The sequence below is a fragment of the Pseudomonas guariconensis genome (genome assembly GCF_040822035.1).
GTDB lineage: Bacteria > Pseudomonadota > Gammaproteobacteria > Pseudomonadales > Pseudomonadaceae > Aquipseudomonas > Aquipseudomonas guariconensis.
Genome location: NZ_CP162012.1, coordinates 2,041,547 through 2,054,292, shown reverse-complemented (window position 1 = coordinate 2,054,292; position 12,746 = coordinate 2,041,547). Strand labels below are relative to the sequence as shown.

Genomic DNA, 12,746 nt, shown 5'->3' with positions numbered 1-12,746 from the left:
GAGGCCTTCCTCCGCCCAGGTTGTAACCGGGGACCTAAAGCTTGAAGTCGGCTGGCCGAAACAGCCGATAGCATTTAGCCACACTCAAGGAAAAGAGTAATGAAGACCCCGCTCCTACTGCTCCTTGCAATCGGCCTTACCGGTTGCGCGAGTACAAAGATCGATGTCCGCAACGAGGCCGAGGCCGCCAAATTCAATCCGACCGACACGGCTCGCATCCGCCTATTCACTGGCGATAGCATTCGTGGGGGATTCGCTGTCGGACATAGCTGTGAATCCTTTTTCAACAAGGCCAATGAGGACGCGTCCAAAGCGTCAATCGGATGGAAAGACGCCCATGTCGACACCCCCGGCCTTTATCCTTGGCGCGAGTCTGATTCCCGCAATTTTGTAATTGGCATTCCACCGTCCAAGGCATCCCGCAGGATCAACGACACCACGCAGCAGTACGATGAACACGTAGTTCCGGCCAACAAGCCCATTATCATCGATCTCTACTACTGGAACAGCGCTGCCTCTTGCAGAGCCAAGCCGGTCACTTTCACCCCGGAGCCTGGGCGCGACTACGAATTCAATGTGGAGATGTACAAAATCAGCACCTTCAGTGCCGGTTGCGTTATCAAAGCCCGCAGACTTGAGGTCATCGACGGAGCCACCATGGAGCTGCCGCTGCTCCCCAACTTCTGTGTCTTCGGCCCCACTGGTGGTCGCACGGTGAGCTTGCAAGATCAGCTGGAGCAGACGCTCAAAAACGCTGAAGCGAGCAAGTGAAGTAAGCCCGCCATGAGCGGGCTTTTTCATGCCTTCACGCTTTTTTCACGACCAACCTTGCACAGTAAAGGCTCATCCGATTTCCCTTTAGCCCGCATAGCAGTGCGGGCTTTTCTTTGGGCGCCATACGCTCTCACCCGTACATCCGTAGCGCATCATTCGCCGTTCGGATCAGCACCAACCACTCTTGAAAGTCGATCAGGCCCCGATGCCTGAGGTCAGCAGCTGCGTTAATGGCTGTGGAGTAACGCTCTTCGCTTAGCGGGACCCCTGCATAGGTTTCTTTCCATGCTTCTAGAGCATTCGGTCTTTCCTGCTGCTCCTGCTTACTCAGCGACTCGAAATCCTGCTTCATCAACGCGCCCTAACCTTTAGATTAATCGTTTCAGCAATTATACCTATGGCTAGGATGGAAAGATTCAACTACGCGACGAGCGTGACTTACAGCAGGTATTTTTTATGCGTCCGTGATGGCTGATGGCCAGAGTGGTAGGATGGCGGCTTTCTTTCGGAGGGATCCAAGTGAAAATCGCCGTTCATACTCTCGCACTCACCCTGGCGCTAGTGATAGCAAATACTGCTTTAGCAGACGTACCAGAAAAAGACGTGATGAAGTGCGCAGCCCTTGCTAACCCTGTTGAGCGCCTGTCGTGTTTCGACGCGCTAGCGGAGAGCAAAGGGCTCACCACAAAGACAGTGGAGACCCCTGCTGCAGGCAAGGGCAAATGGTCTACCTCCACTACCACCGACCCCTTAACAGACAAGTCGATCTATATCGCTATGCTTGATGCGAGTAGTGGCAGGGGGCGCCTCGGCGAACAGATAGGCCTAGTCGTTCGGTGCGCAAAAAACAAAACCGAGCTATACATCAATTGGAATTCGTTCCTGGGTACCGACTCGGCACGAGTTACACATCGAGTTGGCAAATTGAAGGCAGAGACGCACACTTGGGATGTATCCACAGACCACACCTCGTCCTTCTACCCAGGATCACCAGTCGCCACGCTCAAGGAAATGACCAAAAACACTTCCTTCGTAGCAAACGTGACGCCCTACAGCGAGAGCCCTGTTACCGCAACCTTCGACGTTTCAGGTGCCGAGGCAGCATTCTCCGACATCAGGAAAGGTTGTTCTTGGTAATGCATCTAGCTTCCGAAGAGCCGCATCGCAAGGCCCAGCCCTGACGAGCGATTCAGAAGAGTCTATGAAGCCCGCCGTTGAGCGGGCTTTTTTGTGCCCTTCAGAATGGCGGATCCTCAGCGCTCGCCTCGCCTTCCTCACCGCCCTCATCCCGCTCAATCACCTGGTCGCCATCTTCCGGCCTCTCCCATTGCAGGATCACCGATCCGTCATCGCAGAAGGTCATGTCCAGGCCGTCCGTTTCGGATAGCAGTTCCATGATCGCATCCCAGTCCTGATCGCTGTCCGTGTCCAGGCGGTGGATCAGCACCCTCCTCCCCAGCTGCGCCAGCGGCGAGTTGATCATTGCTGATACGCGCAGGCCCAGGCGCTCCAGGCTTGTGAGTTCTACGCGCGCTCCGCTCTGCCGGTCCTCGAGTACTGCAGCCATTTCCTACCTCCATTACTGTATATCCGTACAGCCTCAAGCGAAGCATAGCCAAGCGATTACAAAAATGTAACCCCAATTTGAACGCCGCCAGCTGCGAACAAGATGACTGCCGAGAAAGAAATTTAGCATTTGCTATTGACGTGTAATTTAGCGATTGCTAATTTTACACCCATCGAGGCGCTACACAGCCCCTCGGGAGGCCCTCAAGCCTCACCGCTCTTTATCACTGATGGGAACCTCGCGGATCGATCCCCGGTAACGGGAAGCCCCATGCGGGCATCGCTGAAAGGCGAACAGCGCGAGCAATAAATTCGATCCCCATGCCAGCTCTGGAACTGGCCAGCTCGAAGTCAGGCGGAACGTCAGCACGGCAGGAACATAGGCCGGGCCACGGAAAGCGGATGGAGGGTTGAGCTGCAAACGCTCCCTGCCAGGTAGCCCTCAGAACGGGCTGATGCACTGGTACAGCGGGCCACGCCGGGGAACCGGTGGAGGCTGCAGCAATCAAGCAATCGCCCAGGCAACCGTGGCGAGTAACGGAGCCAGCAGGATTTCCTCGATGCCCTTCTCACGAGGGGTATCAGGGAAATCAACCGCCCTGGAGGGCAAGGCAATGAGTAGGCCACACTATTTGTTCGAGCTGGATGATCCAGAAGCAACTGACGCTGATTACGAGGATGGAACAGGTCCAGGCAAATACAAGGTGTATGGATGGCGAGGCGAAGTTATCGACGTGGTGGACACGGTTGATGAGGCGGAAGCTCTTGTTGCTGCGAATTGCTGAACACCAGCGCCCCGTCCGCATGACGTTAACTGCCCGATGCCCTGCTCCCCATCTCAGGATTCATCGGGAGCAACTCTGAACCACAGTTGATCGCGTGGAATTGACGCGATAGGTCCGAGAGCGTGCGCAACACGCCACGTCTATCGCCCCGGTTTGCCCCGGAGAGTTGCTCCCGATGCACCCCGCATCCCCTTCTTGAGTGCCGCTGCGATTCCAGCGTGCGATCACCGGAGGATTGAGCCATGAAGTAAGCCAACGCCACACCTCGTGAGGCGCAGTAAGCCTGAAGGCTGCGCCCAATACCTGACAGGCAGCGGCAAGCAGGGCCGACGATGTGACCGCGCATCAGCCTCCGGGCAGGCCCAACCGAAACGACGACATGTACCGCAGGCGAGTCCGAGGGCATCAGCTGGCCAGACTCGACGCATCCCGGGCAGCGCCGGGCGCCTGCATCCCCTTCCCTCACTTCGACCGCATTGGCAGGCGCCAGGCCACCTTTCACGGTGGGTTTGGTCACCCGCGCCTGGCTCCTGGCCAATGCGGCCGCACAACCAATCTGGAGGACGCTATGGGCGCACTTCGAGCAGCACAATGGCGGTATGACCATGCTGAGCCGGATGACGACTCGGCGCATCAGGAAGCGGCGCAGAACTGGATCGAGAGCAAGGCCGAGGAGCTGGTAGGCGGCTGCGACGTTCTGATCCCGCAGCGCTTTGGTGGCCCGGTAGGGGTGCGCCAAGAGCAGTTCGTGGCCAAGGTCGCCGAGCACCTTCGGTCGCTGCAGGAAGCCGAGCAGGACGACATCACCGCCCTTGCCCAGCTTCTTCTACAGGCCCTGACCGGCGGCCCGGTGAAAAGCATGGTCGAGGACATCGTCGGCCAGAGCAATCACGTCAACGGCAAGCTGTACGAGATCGCGGAGGCGATGCTTGAGCAATACGTCGACCAGGGCCTGAGCTACGACGCCGACGAGGCAACGCTATGAACCCTCACAGCATCGCTACCAGCGCCATCGAGGCCGCGATCGAAACGATGCTTCTGCCGGGTTCTGGCCCAGTGGAGGATGCCAAGGCAGAGACACTGGTCGTCGCCTACTTCTCCATCCTCGTCATCAACTCCGACGAGTTCAAACACTACTGCGAGCGCATCCGGCGAATTGCCGATCGGCGCAAGGAGGCTGCATGACCACACCGATCTACCCGTCGCTCATCGACGACCAAGTGGCCGAAGTTCAGGAATCCATGGCTCTGCCAGAGGGGCGAATCCTGATGCTGTTCAAAGGGCCAACCCTGTGGGATGCCAAGCAGGCTGCCAAAGATTCGTTCATCGAAAACCCTGAGGCGTGGCATTGCCGCTCGTACCTCTGCGGTGAATGGACTGTCGGCTATCAGGTGCGCACATGAGAGACATTGAACGCACCGTAGAAATCGGCTGGCAGGCTGAAAGCGCTGAGCGTCGAGCCAAGAACCGCCAAGGCAGCGCCGAGATCCTCGCCGAGCGTGGCGTCCATTTCGAAACCAAGAACATGGGCGCACACCTGATCGTTTCGCACGAAGGCAAGGTCGCTGACTTCTGGCCAGGCACCGGCAAGTACATCCCGCGCGGCGGCGGCAGGCCGGGTCGCGGCGTTTTCAATCTGTTGAAGCTGCTGGGCGTCAAGCCATGACTACCCGCCAGCAAGCCCGCCGCTGGGCATTCTGGCGCGGCAGCTTCACCACCCTATTCATCTGCACCGCCTGGATGCTTGCGAGCGCCTGGGCTGGCTCCATCACTTCCTGAATCACACGCACCCGAGCACGGCGGGCCTTCGGGATAACCGTACCCCTTCGGGAGCGTAAGCGGCGAGAGCGCGCAACCCATCCACCGCAGCCAGGGCCTGGAGCGTACCTCCGTGCCTGGGTGACCTGGCGATTCTCCCCTTTCAACTGACGGCGCCGGCCTGGCGCGAGGTTTTCTAATGTCCGCAGAACAGAAACTGATCGCGATCGAAGAGATCAGCGAGGCGAACGCCCCGGCCATCTACGTGGCCGGCGGCCTGAAGCAATTCATCGACCTGGTGAAGGCCGAGGTCGAAGGCGAAGTGCCCGACCTGACCACCCGCAAGGGCCGCGAACGCATTGCCAGCCTGGCCGCCAAGGTCAGCAAGTCGAAGACCGCCGTCGAGAAGCCTGGCCGCGACTACCTGCGCCGGCTGAAGGAAATGCCGAAGGTGGTCGAGGCTGAGCTGCGCGAGTTCGTGACCACGATGGACGCGCTGCGGGACGAGACGCGCCGGCCGCTCACCGAATGGGAGGCCGCCGAGGACGCCCGCATTGATCGCCACAACGACGCCATCAACCACATGAAGGACCTGGGCACCGAGCTGGGCTTGCTGGATGCCGAGCAGCTGCAGGCACGAATCACCGAGCTGTCAGCATTCCAATTGGGCGAAGCTTGGGAGGAATTCGAGGCTGAGGCCGCCCGGGCCAAAGAGTCGTCAATGAACGCCCTACAGGCAGCGCTGGCTGCCCGGCAGAAGTACGACGCCGAGCAAGCCGAACTTGCCCGCCTGCGCCGCGAAGCAGAAGAGCGCGCCGAGCAAGACCGCATCAGGCTGGCACAAGAGGCTGCGGTTGAAGCCGAGCGCCAGCGCGTGGCCCAGCAGCAGCAAGCAGAACGCGAAGCCGCAGCCCGCCGAGAGCAGGAACTACTTGACCAGGCCGCTGCGCAAGAGCGCGAAGCTGAAAACCAGCGCCTCCAGCTCAAGTTGCAGGCCGAGCAAGCCGAGCGCGCCAGGCTTCAGGCCGAGGCCGACCGTGTTGCCGCCGAGCAGCGTGCTGAGCAAGAGCGCCAGGCTGCCGTCCGGCGGGCTGAAGAAGCTGCCGAGCAGGCTCGACAGGAGGAACGGCGCCGGGCCGATGCAGCAGCAGCCGAGATCGTGCGCCAGCAGGAAGCTCGCGAACGAGACGAAGCTCACCGCCGAGCCATCAACCGTGCCGCCCTGGACGCCTTTGTGGCTGGCGGCATGACCGAAGAGTGCGCCAAGCAGGCGATCACCCTGATCGCACAGCGCAAGATCCCGAACATCGCCATTTCCTACTGAGGTCGCCATGAACCAAGCAGTAGCCATCATCTCGCAGGACATTTACGCGCAGCGGAATCAGTTCGCCAACGTGCTGACTGACCGTTCGCTGAACTTCGAGCGCGAGGCCGAATTCGCCATCCAGGTGATCACCTCGAGCGAGTACGCCACCAAGGTCGCCATGCAGAACCGGCAGTCGGTGGCCAATGCGATCACCAACATCGCCGCCATCGGTATCAGCTTGAACCCGGCCAAGAAGCAGGCGTACTTGGTCCCGCGAGACGGCCGCATCTGCTTGGACATCAGCTACATCGGCTTGATGGACCTGGCCATGTCGACCGGCGCCATACGCTGGGCCCAGGCTGAACTGGTCTACGCCGCCGACGCTTTCAGCCTGAACGGCTTCGACAAGCCGCCGACCCATTCCTACAACCCGTTCGCAAAGGATCGCGGCGAGGTGATCGGCGTGTACGTGGTGGTCAAGACCGCCGACGGCGATTACCTGACCGAAACGATGAGCATCGAGGATGTGAACGCCATCCGAGACAGGTCAAGCGCCTGGAAAGCCTGGGTCAGCAAGAACAAATCCTGCCCGTGGGTCACCGACCCGGGCGAGATGGCTAAGAAGACCGTGGTGAAACGCGGTTACAAGTACTGGCCGAAGACTGAGCGACTGGAGCAGGCGATTCACCACTTGAACACGGATGGCGGTGAGGGGCTGGCCAGCGTGACCGGATCGGCACCCACTGACCCGGAGATGGTGAACAACTGGATCGCCTTGGCACAGAAGGCCGGCAGCCTGGAAGCGCTGACCGATGTGTACCAGCAGGGAACCGCGGCCATGAAACAGGCGAAGGATGCGACCGGCCACGCCCGCTTTAAGGCCGAGGTCACCAAGCGCGCCGACGCCATCAAGGCAGAGGCGGCGCCCATCGAGGGCGAATCTGAGGAGGTGTTAGATGGAGCAGCGTAGCGCTGAATGGTTCGCAGCACGCCTTGGCTGCGTCACCGCGAGTCGAGTGAAGGATGTGATGGCCAGCGGCCGGGGCGGCGCACCATCTGCCACCCGGAAAAACTACATGATGGAGCTTCTGTGCGAGCGCCTCACCGGCCAGTCTGGCGGCGCCGACCTTTCCCGCAATGCTGCCGTGCAGCGCGGCGTCGAGCTTGAACCGTTTGCCTGTATGGCCTACGAGGCCGACAAAGGCCTGATGGTGGTCGAAACCGGCCTGGTCATGCATCCGACAATTGCTGGCTTTGGTGCGTCACCGGATGGTTTGGTAGGCGACGATGGCGTGCTGGAGATCAAGTGCCCAAACACTGCGACCCACATCGCCACCATGCAATCTGAGCGTCACGACCCGCAGTACGAGTGGCAAATGCTGGCCCAGATGGCCTGCACCGGCAGGGCCTGGGCAGACTTCGTCAGCTACGACGACCGCTTGCCAGAACCGCTTCAGTACGTTTGCCACCGCTTTGAGCGCGACTTCAAGCGCATCCGCGAGATGGAGTCAGAGATCAAGGCGTTTCTGGAAGAGCTCAGCGACCTGGAAAAGGAGATGCGCGAGCGAATGAAGGAGGCAGCATGAACCAATCAATCGATCTGGAGGCCGCAAAAGCGGCCTTCTTCGCATCTGGCGGTCAGCTGGTTGTGCTGGAGGGCTTCGAATACGTGCCATTTCGGCAGCGCAAGCACCCCGAACCAAAGCCAAAGCGGGCCAAGCCAATCAAGCAGGAGCGCGGCGGCGAGCGCAAAAGCCGCGCCAAGGCCCGCACAGCCAAGATCGAAGAGCTCGCCAAGACCATGACCTGTGGTGAGGTCGCAGAGCTCCTGGGCGAAGCCAAGACCGCTCTATGGGGCGTAGCGGCGCGGGGAGGATTCAGATTCTTCAACCCGCCTAAGTCAGCCAGACCGGCGAAGGTAAATTCCGAACCGAGCCAGGAGGATCGCGACCTGGCCGACAAGATCATTGCCCTGCGTGATGCTGGCAAGTCCAGATGCCGGACCACGGTTGAGCTGGGTATTGGCAACTGTCGGCTCGTGCGGATCCTGGATGAGTTTGGCATTGATTTCCCGCTACAGCGGAATCGGGGGTAGGCATGATCGCCACCATGTCTCAGCCTGTGCCAGCCGTGAAGTACGCGGCGGCCATGGCCAGGTCCACTGGTCAGCCTTGGGGCGTATACCGAGGAAACAAGCGTCTACTGGTGGTCATGCCGTCTGGCACGACGAAAAAAACGCCCATTGAGGTGTGCCACCCATGAGACGCATCCAGAAACTCACGCAGCAGCGTCGCCGCCAGCTGCACATACACATCCCGCCCAGCGGAATCATGGAGGTGCCGTATGGCGATGTCACCGCAAGAGCGCGACCGGCGCCGGCGCGAGAAGGCCGAGCGCCTACAGGAAGAAGACCTGCGCTTGAAGGTTCGACCAGGGACTAAGCAGGCCCTGCTGGAACTGATGGAATGGGCCGGGATCGAGGAACAGGGCGAGGCGATGACGCTGATGATTCATCACCTGCACGGGCTGGGCCCAAGCGGCGCGCTGCCGCTGCTGACACCTCCGCGCCACGAAATCACGGTGTCACCATCTGTGGCGCGAAGACTTGAATTGGCCTACCAGCGAGAGTCACTCAAACTGACTCAAGACGGCTGACCGACTTCCTTGGTCTTGAGCCAGAAACGATCACCGCTACGGCTGTATTCCCTGCTCCATTCATCTTTGCAAACTCGGCATTTGAGCCGTAACTTTTCACCGATTGCATCCCGCCCAGCTAGCACCTCAAAGCTTCCAAGATCATCGCTAGAGTCATAGGACTCCATTGATTTTCCACAGCAGCTGTTTGGAAAGGCCATTTTCACTCCTTGTGTCCGGCCCCATGCCGGTCACCCGTAATACCCCAACCCAAACCAAATTGCCACTAGGCCAATCTCGCCCTGCCTCGGTGAGCACAAACAAAAAAGGCACCTGCAATGCAGATGCCTTCGTGCCGGATTATGAGGGGAGAGGGCCCCTCTCCGACTCGGTGATTTAACACCAAACAATCCTAAATTGCCACCATGCCGCCATCAGCACGGAGGGCGGCGCATGCATGGAGAAAGCCATGAGCTACTTCTACAAGACCGAATCGCCGAAAGTCCTGGCCGCTGTGCGCGCCTGGGACGAGAAGAAAGCGGCCTGGAATGCCCAGCGCGAGAAGCTGGGCCAAGCCTTCGGCGCCGATGCATCGCCGATGTACAGCGGCTCCCGCAACTACGTCGGCGGCATCAAGCTGAGCGCCAGCCGCGACCTGGATGTGCACTGGTGCCGGCCTGATGAATACGGATATCGCTCTCTGCGCAGGGCGCCCAAGCATGCCAAGGGCACGGACAAAGAGGTGCGTGCTGCCGAAAAAGCTGAGCACCAGCGCCTAGAAGACCTCTGGAAAGCACATTGCCCGGACGATATCGACCGGGACGAAATGTGGGAGGCTATCGGCGTCGAGCGCGGCGGCATCTGGCTCAGTGGAGGGGTGTGCTTCACCTATGGCGATACCGTGTACCTGAACCTGGGCAGCAAGGCGGCTGACGGCGATGTCGACGGCCTGGTTGAGATTGTCAGCAGTGAGTACGAGGCGGCACGCCAGCGTGTACTCAACGCTCGCAAGGCGGCCTAACCAAGGAGGAAGTCATGATCGAAGCCACCGAGAAGCAGCTCAACCTGCTCTGGCACACCTTGGGCCTGGTCGCCGAGCGCTCTGACCGCCGCAGTATCAGCCGTAACTACTTCCTGACCAGCCCTGGCTACGACGACGCGAACAACCTGGATGTGCTGGTGACTGCCGGCTTGATGACTTGCGGCAAGCCACCGGCCTTCTGCTCTCAGGACGAGGTGGTGTATAGCGCCACGGAAGAGGGCAAACAGTTCGCCCTGGACAAGCTGCCACCGCCCCCTCCACCGGCCAAGCGAACCAGGTTCGACGAGTACTTGGACGAGTGCGAGTGCTATGACGGCTTCGCTCATTTCCTCGGCATCAACCTACCGCTCTATCAGCAGCGCGGCGAGTGGCGAGATCGCGAATACCGGATGGTCCGATACCCCCGTGGGAGCGTGTACCGCCAGTACCGGCGCCATTACAGCTTCGTTCAGTGGTCGCCCTACGAGACGCTTGAGGTTGCCGGCGAGTGGGCTCCGACGATGAAGGAAGCCAAAGCGAGCTACAAGGCGGCACTCAAGGAGTTCCGCGCCAAGCCCAAGATGCCGCTCAACGACTTCGATCGCCTCTACTCCGCCTGACCCTCCCGCTCTGGCCGCCAGCGCCTTCCCCTATTCAACGATAACGCCGACCCGGCGAGGAACACATGACAACAGCAATCGACCTGTTCGCCGGCCTCGGCGGATGGAGCACCGGCGCGCGCGCCGCAGGCGTCCAGGTTCTCTGGGCGGCAAACCACTGGCCCGTGGCCGTTGAATGGCACAGCGCCAACCACCCTGAAACACAGCACGTCTGCCAGGACCTGCACCAGGCCCGCTGGGAGCAGGTTCCGGCACACGACATCCTGCTGGCTTCGCCCTGCTGCCAGGGCCACGCCAAAGCCCGAGGCAAGAAGTCGGGCAACCCTGAGCATGACGCCTCACGCTCGACGGCCTGGGCGCCGGTAGCGGCCCTTGAGTTCCACCGGCCGCAAGCAGCAATTATCGAGAACGTACCGGAGTTCACCGACTGGGTGCTCTACCCGGCTTGGCTGCAAGCCATCCAGGCGCTGGGGTATCAGGCAGCACCGCACATCGTGGACTGCGCCGACCTGGGCGTGCCACAGCACCGGGTGCGCCTGTTCATGGTGCTGACGCGCAGCAAAGCGCCGCTAATGCTGCAGCTACCGCGCGAGCGGCATGTGCCGGCCGCCAGTTTCCTCGACTTCAACGCCGGGCGCTGGTCGCAGATCGAGAAGCCTGGCCGGGCCCAGGCCACGCTCGACCGGGTGCGCAACGGCCGCCAGCGCTTCGGCGACCGCTTCATCATGCCTTACTACGGCAAGGGCTCCGGTACCACCGGCCGCGACATCAACCGGCCGATCGGCACCATCACCACCTTGGACCGCTGGGCCCTGGTCGACGGTGACCGAATGCGAATGCTCAGCGCCGACGAGGCCTTGGCCGCGATGTCGTTCCCTGCTGACACCCTGCGCCCGGACAACCACCGACTGACCATGCACATGGCCGGCAACGCGGTACCACCACTGGCAGGCCAGCGAGTCATCGAGGCCCTGCTGAAAGCTGCCTAGTGTTTTCGGCTCTTGCCGAGACCAAAAGCCCCACCGCCGACCGTGTAGACACTGCGGCGCTTTTTCTTCTTCTGCGGTCCTTCGAAGAGGATCTTGATGCGCCGGGCGCGCGCCGCTCCAGTCAGCTCGCACACACGCTTGCCTTCTGGCCCCATGCATTTCTCAAGGTGCTTCTTCAACGACTTCGATGTGAATAGGCCTTTGCAGTACCTACACACCTGGTCAATCGGCCGTCCCTTTGAGTCAACTGATATCGCCATGGCTCCCCTCCACCGAAGCCATGAGCATAGGCGCGAGGTATCCCCATGCCCACAGAAAACCGATCCAGCAACACCGAACTCCAGCAAATTGAAGCCGCCGGCGCAGCGATGACGCAGATCCGCACCATGCTTGGCCGCGAGCAACGACCAGATCAGGTAGCGGCAGCGCTTGAAGCTTGCGACTGGAGTGGCACGCCGATTGGGAACAAGGCCATCATCCTCAGCGCTATCCGAGCGCTACGCGCCCCTCAGCACCAGGGCGAGCCGGTGGCGCTGCCTGCGCGCAAGGTGCACCACCTCGACCCGTCATTCCTTCATGATGGTGATAAGGGATGGAACGCCTGCCTCGACGAAATCGCCAAGCTGGGGCAGCTCTACACCCACGCAGATCCTGGCGAGGTTGAGCGGCTGCGCGCTGCATTGAAGTTCTATGCCGACCGCGAGCATTACCACTTCGAGAGTGGGAAATGGGACACAGTGAGCGGCGAGCCATTGAACATACTTTGGTGCGGCGACGAACCGGACTTCATCGAAGATGGCGCCGTTGCCCGCGCAGTCCTGGAGGACAAGCCTTCCTGACAGCTGGAGTACAAAAGTACTCCTCTCAGCTGTAGCCCCTGTCCCCTCTATTTCGAGCAGGCGACTTTATCGAATTTCGGCTGGGTATCGGTGGCGATCCGGCGAGCCCGCCCCACTCCCCAGGCCAGCGCCCTGGTCATTGACTCGCCAGGTCGGGAATCGAAAGCCTCTTCGTGAAGGGCCATGCCACTCGCGGCATATACCCCAATGAACATCTGCGTGTTACCCGTTCGCGACAGGCGCACCTGAACATCAATGACCGTTCCATCCTCGAGTTCTTCGTTATGAGTTCGGTGGTGAAGCGTTGGATCAGCCCACTCCCAGAAAACTTCACCGCGAATCCTCATGTCGGCCTCCTACGATTTTAGTTGTATGCCACGGGTGAACTCTCACCATAGCCAAAGCGAGGCGAGACGCAATCTCGGTATCGCAGCTTGAGAACTGAATCGGACCA

19 protein-coding genes are annotated in these 12,746 nt (G+C 60.5%); 16 read left to right on the top strand and 3 right to left on the bottom strand.

What is annotated here, in order from left to right:
* Positions 1-99 precede the first annotated feature (99 nt).
* Entirely contained in the window at positions 100-771 is a 672-nt protein-coding gene (locus tag AB1N67_RS09385; protein ID WP_367863716.1) for a hypothetical protein, read from the top strand.
* Positions 772-904: 133 nt separating this feature from the next.
* Here AB1N67_RS09385 and AB1N67_RS09380 read toward each other — a convergent pair whose 3' ends face one another.
* Positions 905-1,126 (bottom strand): hypothetical protein, encoded by a 222-nt coding sequence (locus AB1N67_RS09380; RefSeq protein WP_367863715.1) that lies wholly within the window; start codon positions 1,124-1,126, stop codon positions 905-907.
* 167 nt (positions 1,127-1,293) lie between these two features.
* Between AB1N67_RS09380 and AB1N67_RS09375 the strand changes: the two genes are divergently transcribed.
* On the top strand, positions 1,294-1,911 hold the full coding sequence (locus AB1N67_RS09375; RefSeq protein ID WP_367863714.1) for a type VI secretion system-associated protein TagO: 618 nt from the start codon (positions 1,294-1,296) through the stop codon (positions 1,909-1,911).
* A gap of 100 nt (positions 1,912-2,011) precedes the next feature.
* On the opposite strand, the gene AB1N67_RS09370 is transcribed toward AB1N67_RS09375, so the two are convergent.
* Positions 2,012-2,341, bottom strand: a complete 330-nt coding sequence (locus AB1N67_RS09370) for a DUF1654 domain-containing protein (protein ID WP_367863713.1) — start codon at positions 2,339-2,341, stop codon at positions 2,012-2,014.
* A 559-nt stretch (positions 2,342-2,900) separates the two neighbouring features.
* Between AB1N67_RS09370 and AB1N67_RS09365 the strand changes: the two genes are divergently transcribed.
* From AB1N67_RS09365 to AB1N67_RS09300, 14 genes are all read left to right on the top strand, one after another.
* Complete coding sequence (locus AB1N67_RS09365) at positions 2,901-3,125, top strand: hypothetical protein (RefSeq protein ID WP_367863712.1); 225 nt, start codon at positions 2,901-2,903, stop codon at positions 3,123-3,125.
* A gap of 568 nt (positions 3,126-3,693) precedes the next feature.
* Positions 3,694-4,110: a hypothetical protein gene (locus AB1N67_RS09360; RefSeq protein ID WP_367863711.1), complete on the top strand. Its 417-nt coding sequence runs from the start codon at positions 3,694-3,696 to the stop codon at positions 4,108-4,110.
* Entirely contained in the window at positions 4,107-4,310 is a 204-nt protein-coding gene (locus AB1N67_RS09355) for a hypothetical protein (RefSeq protein ID WP_367863710.1), read from the top strand. Before AB1N67_RS09360 ends, AB1N67_RS09355 begins: the two co-directional genes overlap by 4 nt.
* Positions 4,307-4,528 carry a hypothetical protein gene (locus tag AB1N67_RS09350; RefSeq protein WP_367863709.1) on the top strand — a complete coding sequence of 74 codons (222 nt, stop codon included), beginning with the start codon at positions 4,307-4,309 and terminating at the stop codon, positions 4,526-4,528. Before AB1N67_RS09355 ends, AB1N67_RS09350 begins: the two co-directional genes overlap by 4 nt.
* Complete coding sequence (locus tag AB1N67_RS09345; protein ID WP_208210780.1) at positions 4,525-4,791, top strand: hypothetical protein; 267 nt, start codon at positions 4,525-4,527, stop codon at positions 4,789-4,791. Before AB1N67_RS09350 ends, AB1N67_RS09345 begins: the two co-directional genes overlap by 4 nt.
* A 291-nt stretch (positions 4,792-5,082) precedes the next feature.
* Positions 5,083-6,207, top strand: a complete 1,125-nt coding sequence (locus AB1N67_RS09340; protein ID WP_367863708.1) for a hypothetical protein — start codon at positions 5,083-5,085, stop codon at positions 6,205-6,207.
* Positions 6,208-6,214: 7 nt separating this feature from the next.
* Positions 6,215-7,159, top strand: a complete 945-nt coding sequence (locus AB1N67_RS09335; RefSeq protein ID WP_367863707.1) for a recombinase RecT — start codon at positions 6,215-6,217, stop codon at positions 7,157-7,159.
* Positions 7,146-7,775, top strand: a complete 630-nt coding sequence (locus AB1N67_RS09330) for a lambda exonuclease family protein (protein ID WP_367863706.1) — start codon at positions 7,146-7,148, stop codon at positions 7,773-7,775. Before AB1N67_RS09335 ends, AB1N67_RS09330 begins: the two co-directional genes overlap by 14 nt.
* On the top strand, positions 7,772-8,284 hold the full coding sequence (locus AB1N67_RS09325; protein WP_367863705.1) for a hypothetical protein: 513 nt from the start codon (positions 7,772-7,774) through the stop codon (positions 8,282-8,284). Before AB1N67_RS09330 ends, AB1N67_RS09325 begins: the two co-directional genes overlap by 4 nt.
* A 248-nt stretch (positions 8,285-8,532) precedes the next feature.
* Positions 8,533-8,844: a hypothetical protein gene (locus AB1N67_RS09320; RefSeq protein ID WP_367863704.1), complete on the top strand. Its 312-nt coding sequence runs from the start codon at positions 8,533-8,535 to the stop codon at positions 8,842-8,844.
* Positions 8,845-9,292: 448 nt separating this feature from the next.
* Positions 9,293-9,844: a hypothetical protein gene (locus AB1N67_RS09315; protein WP_367863703.1), complete on the top strand. Its 552-nt coding sequence runs from the start codon at positions 9,293-9,295 to the stop codon at positions 9,842-9,844.
* Between the two features lie 14 nt (positions 9,845-9,858).
* Complete coding sequence (locus AB1N67_RS09310) at positions 9,859-10,464, top strand: hypothetical protein (RefSeq protein WP_367863702.1); 606 nt, start codon at positions 9,859-9,861, stop codon at positions 10,462-10,464.
* 65 nt (positions 10,465-10,529) lie between these two features.
* Positions 10,530-11,453 (top strand): DNA cytosine methyltransferase, encoded by a 924-nt coding sequence (locus AB1N67_RS09305; protein ID WP_367863701.1) that lies wholly within the window; start codon positions 10,530-10,532, stop codon positions 11,451-11,453.
* Positions 11,454-11,758: 305 nt separating this feature from the next.
* Entirely contained in the window at positions 11,759-12,292 is a 534-nt protein-coding gene (locus AB1N67_RS09300; RefSeq protein ID WP_367863700.1) for a hypothetical protein, read from the top strand.
* A gap of 47 nt (positions 12,293-12,339) precedes the next feature.
* Here the strand turns inward: AB1N67_RS09300 and AB1N67_RS09295 are convergent, their stop codons facing one another.
* Entirely contained in the window at positions 12,340-12,639 is a 300-nt protein-coding gene (locus AB1N67_RS09295) for a hypothetical protein (RefSeq protein WP_367863699.1), read from the bottom strand.
* Between the last annotated feature and the right edge of the window lie 107 nt (positions 12,640-12,746).

Coding starts and splice junctions, on each gene's coding strand:
- AB1N67_RS09385 (WP_367863716.1), top strand. CDS start 100: ATGAAGACCCCGCTCCTACTGCTCCTTGCAATCGGCCTTACCGGTTGC.
- AB1N67_RS09380 (WP_367863715.1), bottom strand. CDS start 1,126: ATGAAGCAGGATTTCGAGTCGCTGAGTAAGCAGGAGCAGCAGGAAAGA.
- AB1N67_RS09370 (WP_367863713.1), bottom strand. CDS start 2,341: ATGGCTGCAGTACTCGAGGACCGGCAGAGCGGAGCGCGCGTAGAACTC.
- AB1N67_RS09365 (WP_367863712.1), top strand. CDS start 2,901: ATGCCCTTCTCACGAGGGGTATCAGGGAAATCAACCGCCCTGGAGGGC.
- AB1N67_RS09360 (WP_367863711.1), top strand. CDS start 3,694: ATGGGCGCACTTCGAGCAGCACAATGGCGGTATGACCATGCTGAGCCG.
- AB1N67_RS09355 (WP_367863710.1), top strand. CDS start 4,107: ATGAACCCTCACAGCATCGCTACCAGCGCCATCGAGGCCGCGATCGAA.
- AB1N67_RS09350 (WP_367863709.1), top strand. CDS start 4,307: ATGACCACACCGATCTACCCGTCGCTCATCGACGACCAAGTGGCCGAA.
- AB1N67_RS09345 (WP_208210780.1), top strand. CDS start 4,525: ATGAGAGACATTGAACGCACCGTAGAAATCGGCTGGCAGGCTGAAAGC.
- AB1N67_RS09340 (WP_367863708.1), top strand. CDS start 5,083: ATGTCCGCAGAACAGAAACTGATCGCGATCGAAGAGATCAGCGAGGCG.
- AB1N67_RS09335 (WP_367863707.1), top strand. CDS start 6,215: ATGAACCAAGCAGTAGCCATCATCTCGCAGGACATTTACGCGCAGCGG.
- AB1N67_RS09330 (WP_367863706.1), top strand. CDS start 7,146: ATGGAGCAGCGTAGCGCTGAATGGTTCGCAGCACGCCTTGGCTGCGTC.
- AB1N67_RS09325 (WP_367863705.1), top strand. CDS start 7,772: ATGAACCAATCAATCGATCTGGAGGCCGCAAAAGCGGCCTTCTTCGCA.
- AB1N67_RS09320 (WP_367863704.1), top strand. CDS start 8,533: ATGGCGATGTCACCGCAAGAGCGCGACCGGCGCCGGCGCGAGAAGGCC.
- AB1N67_RS09315 (WP_367863703.1), top strand. CDS start 9,293: ATGAGCTACTTCTACAAGACCGAATCGCCGAAAGTCCTGGCCGCTGTG.
- AB1N67_RS09310 (WP_367863702.1), top strand. CDS start 9,859: ATGATCGAAGCCACCGAGAAGCAGCTCAACCTGCTCTGGCACACCTTG.
- AB1N67_RS09305 (WP_367863701.1), top strand. CDS start 10,530: ATGACAACAGCAATCGACCTGTTCGCCGGCCTCGGCGGATGGAGCACC.
- AB1N67_RS09300 (WP_367863700.1), top strand. CDS start 11,759: ATGCCCACAGAAAACCGATCCAGCAACACCGAACTCCAGCAAATTGAA.
- AB1N67_RS09295 (WP_367863699.1), bottom strand. CDS start 12,639: ATGAGGATTCGCGGTGAAGTTTTCTGGGAGTGGGCTGATCCAACGCTT.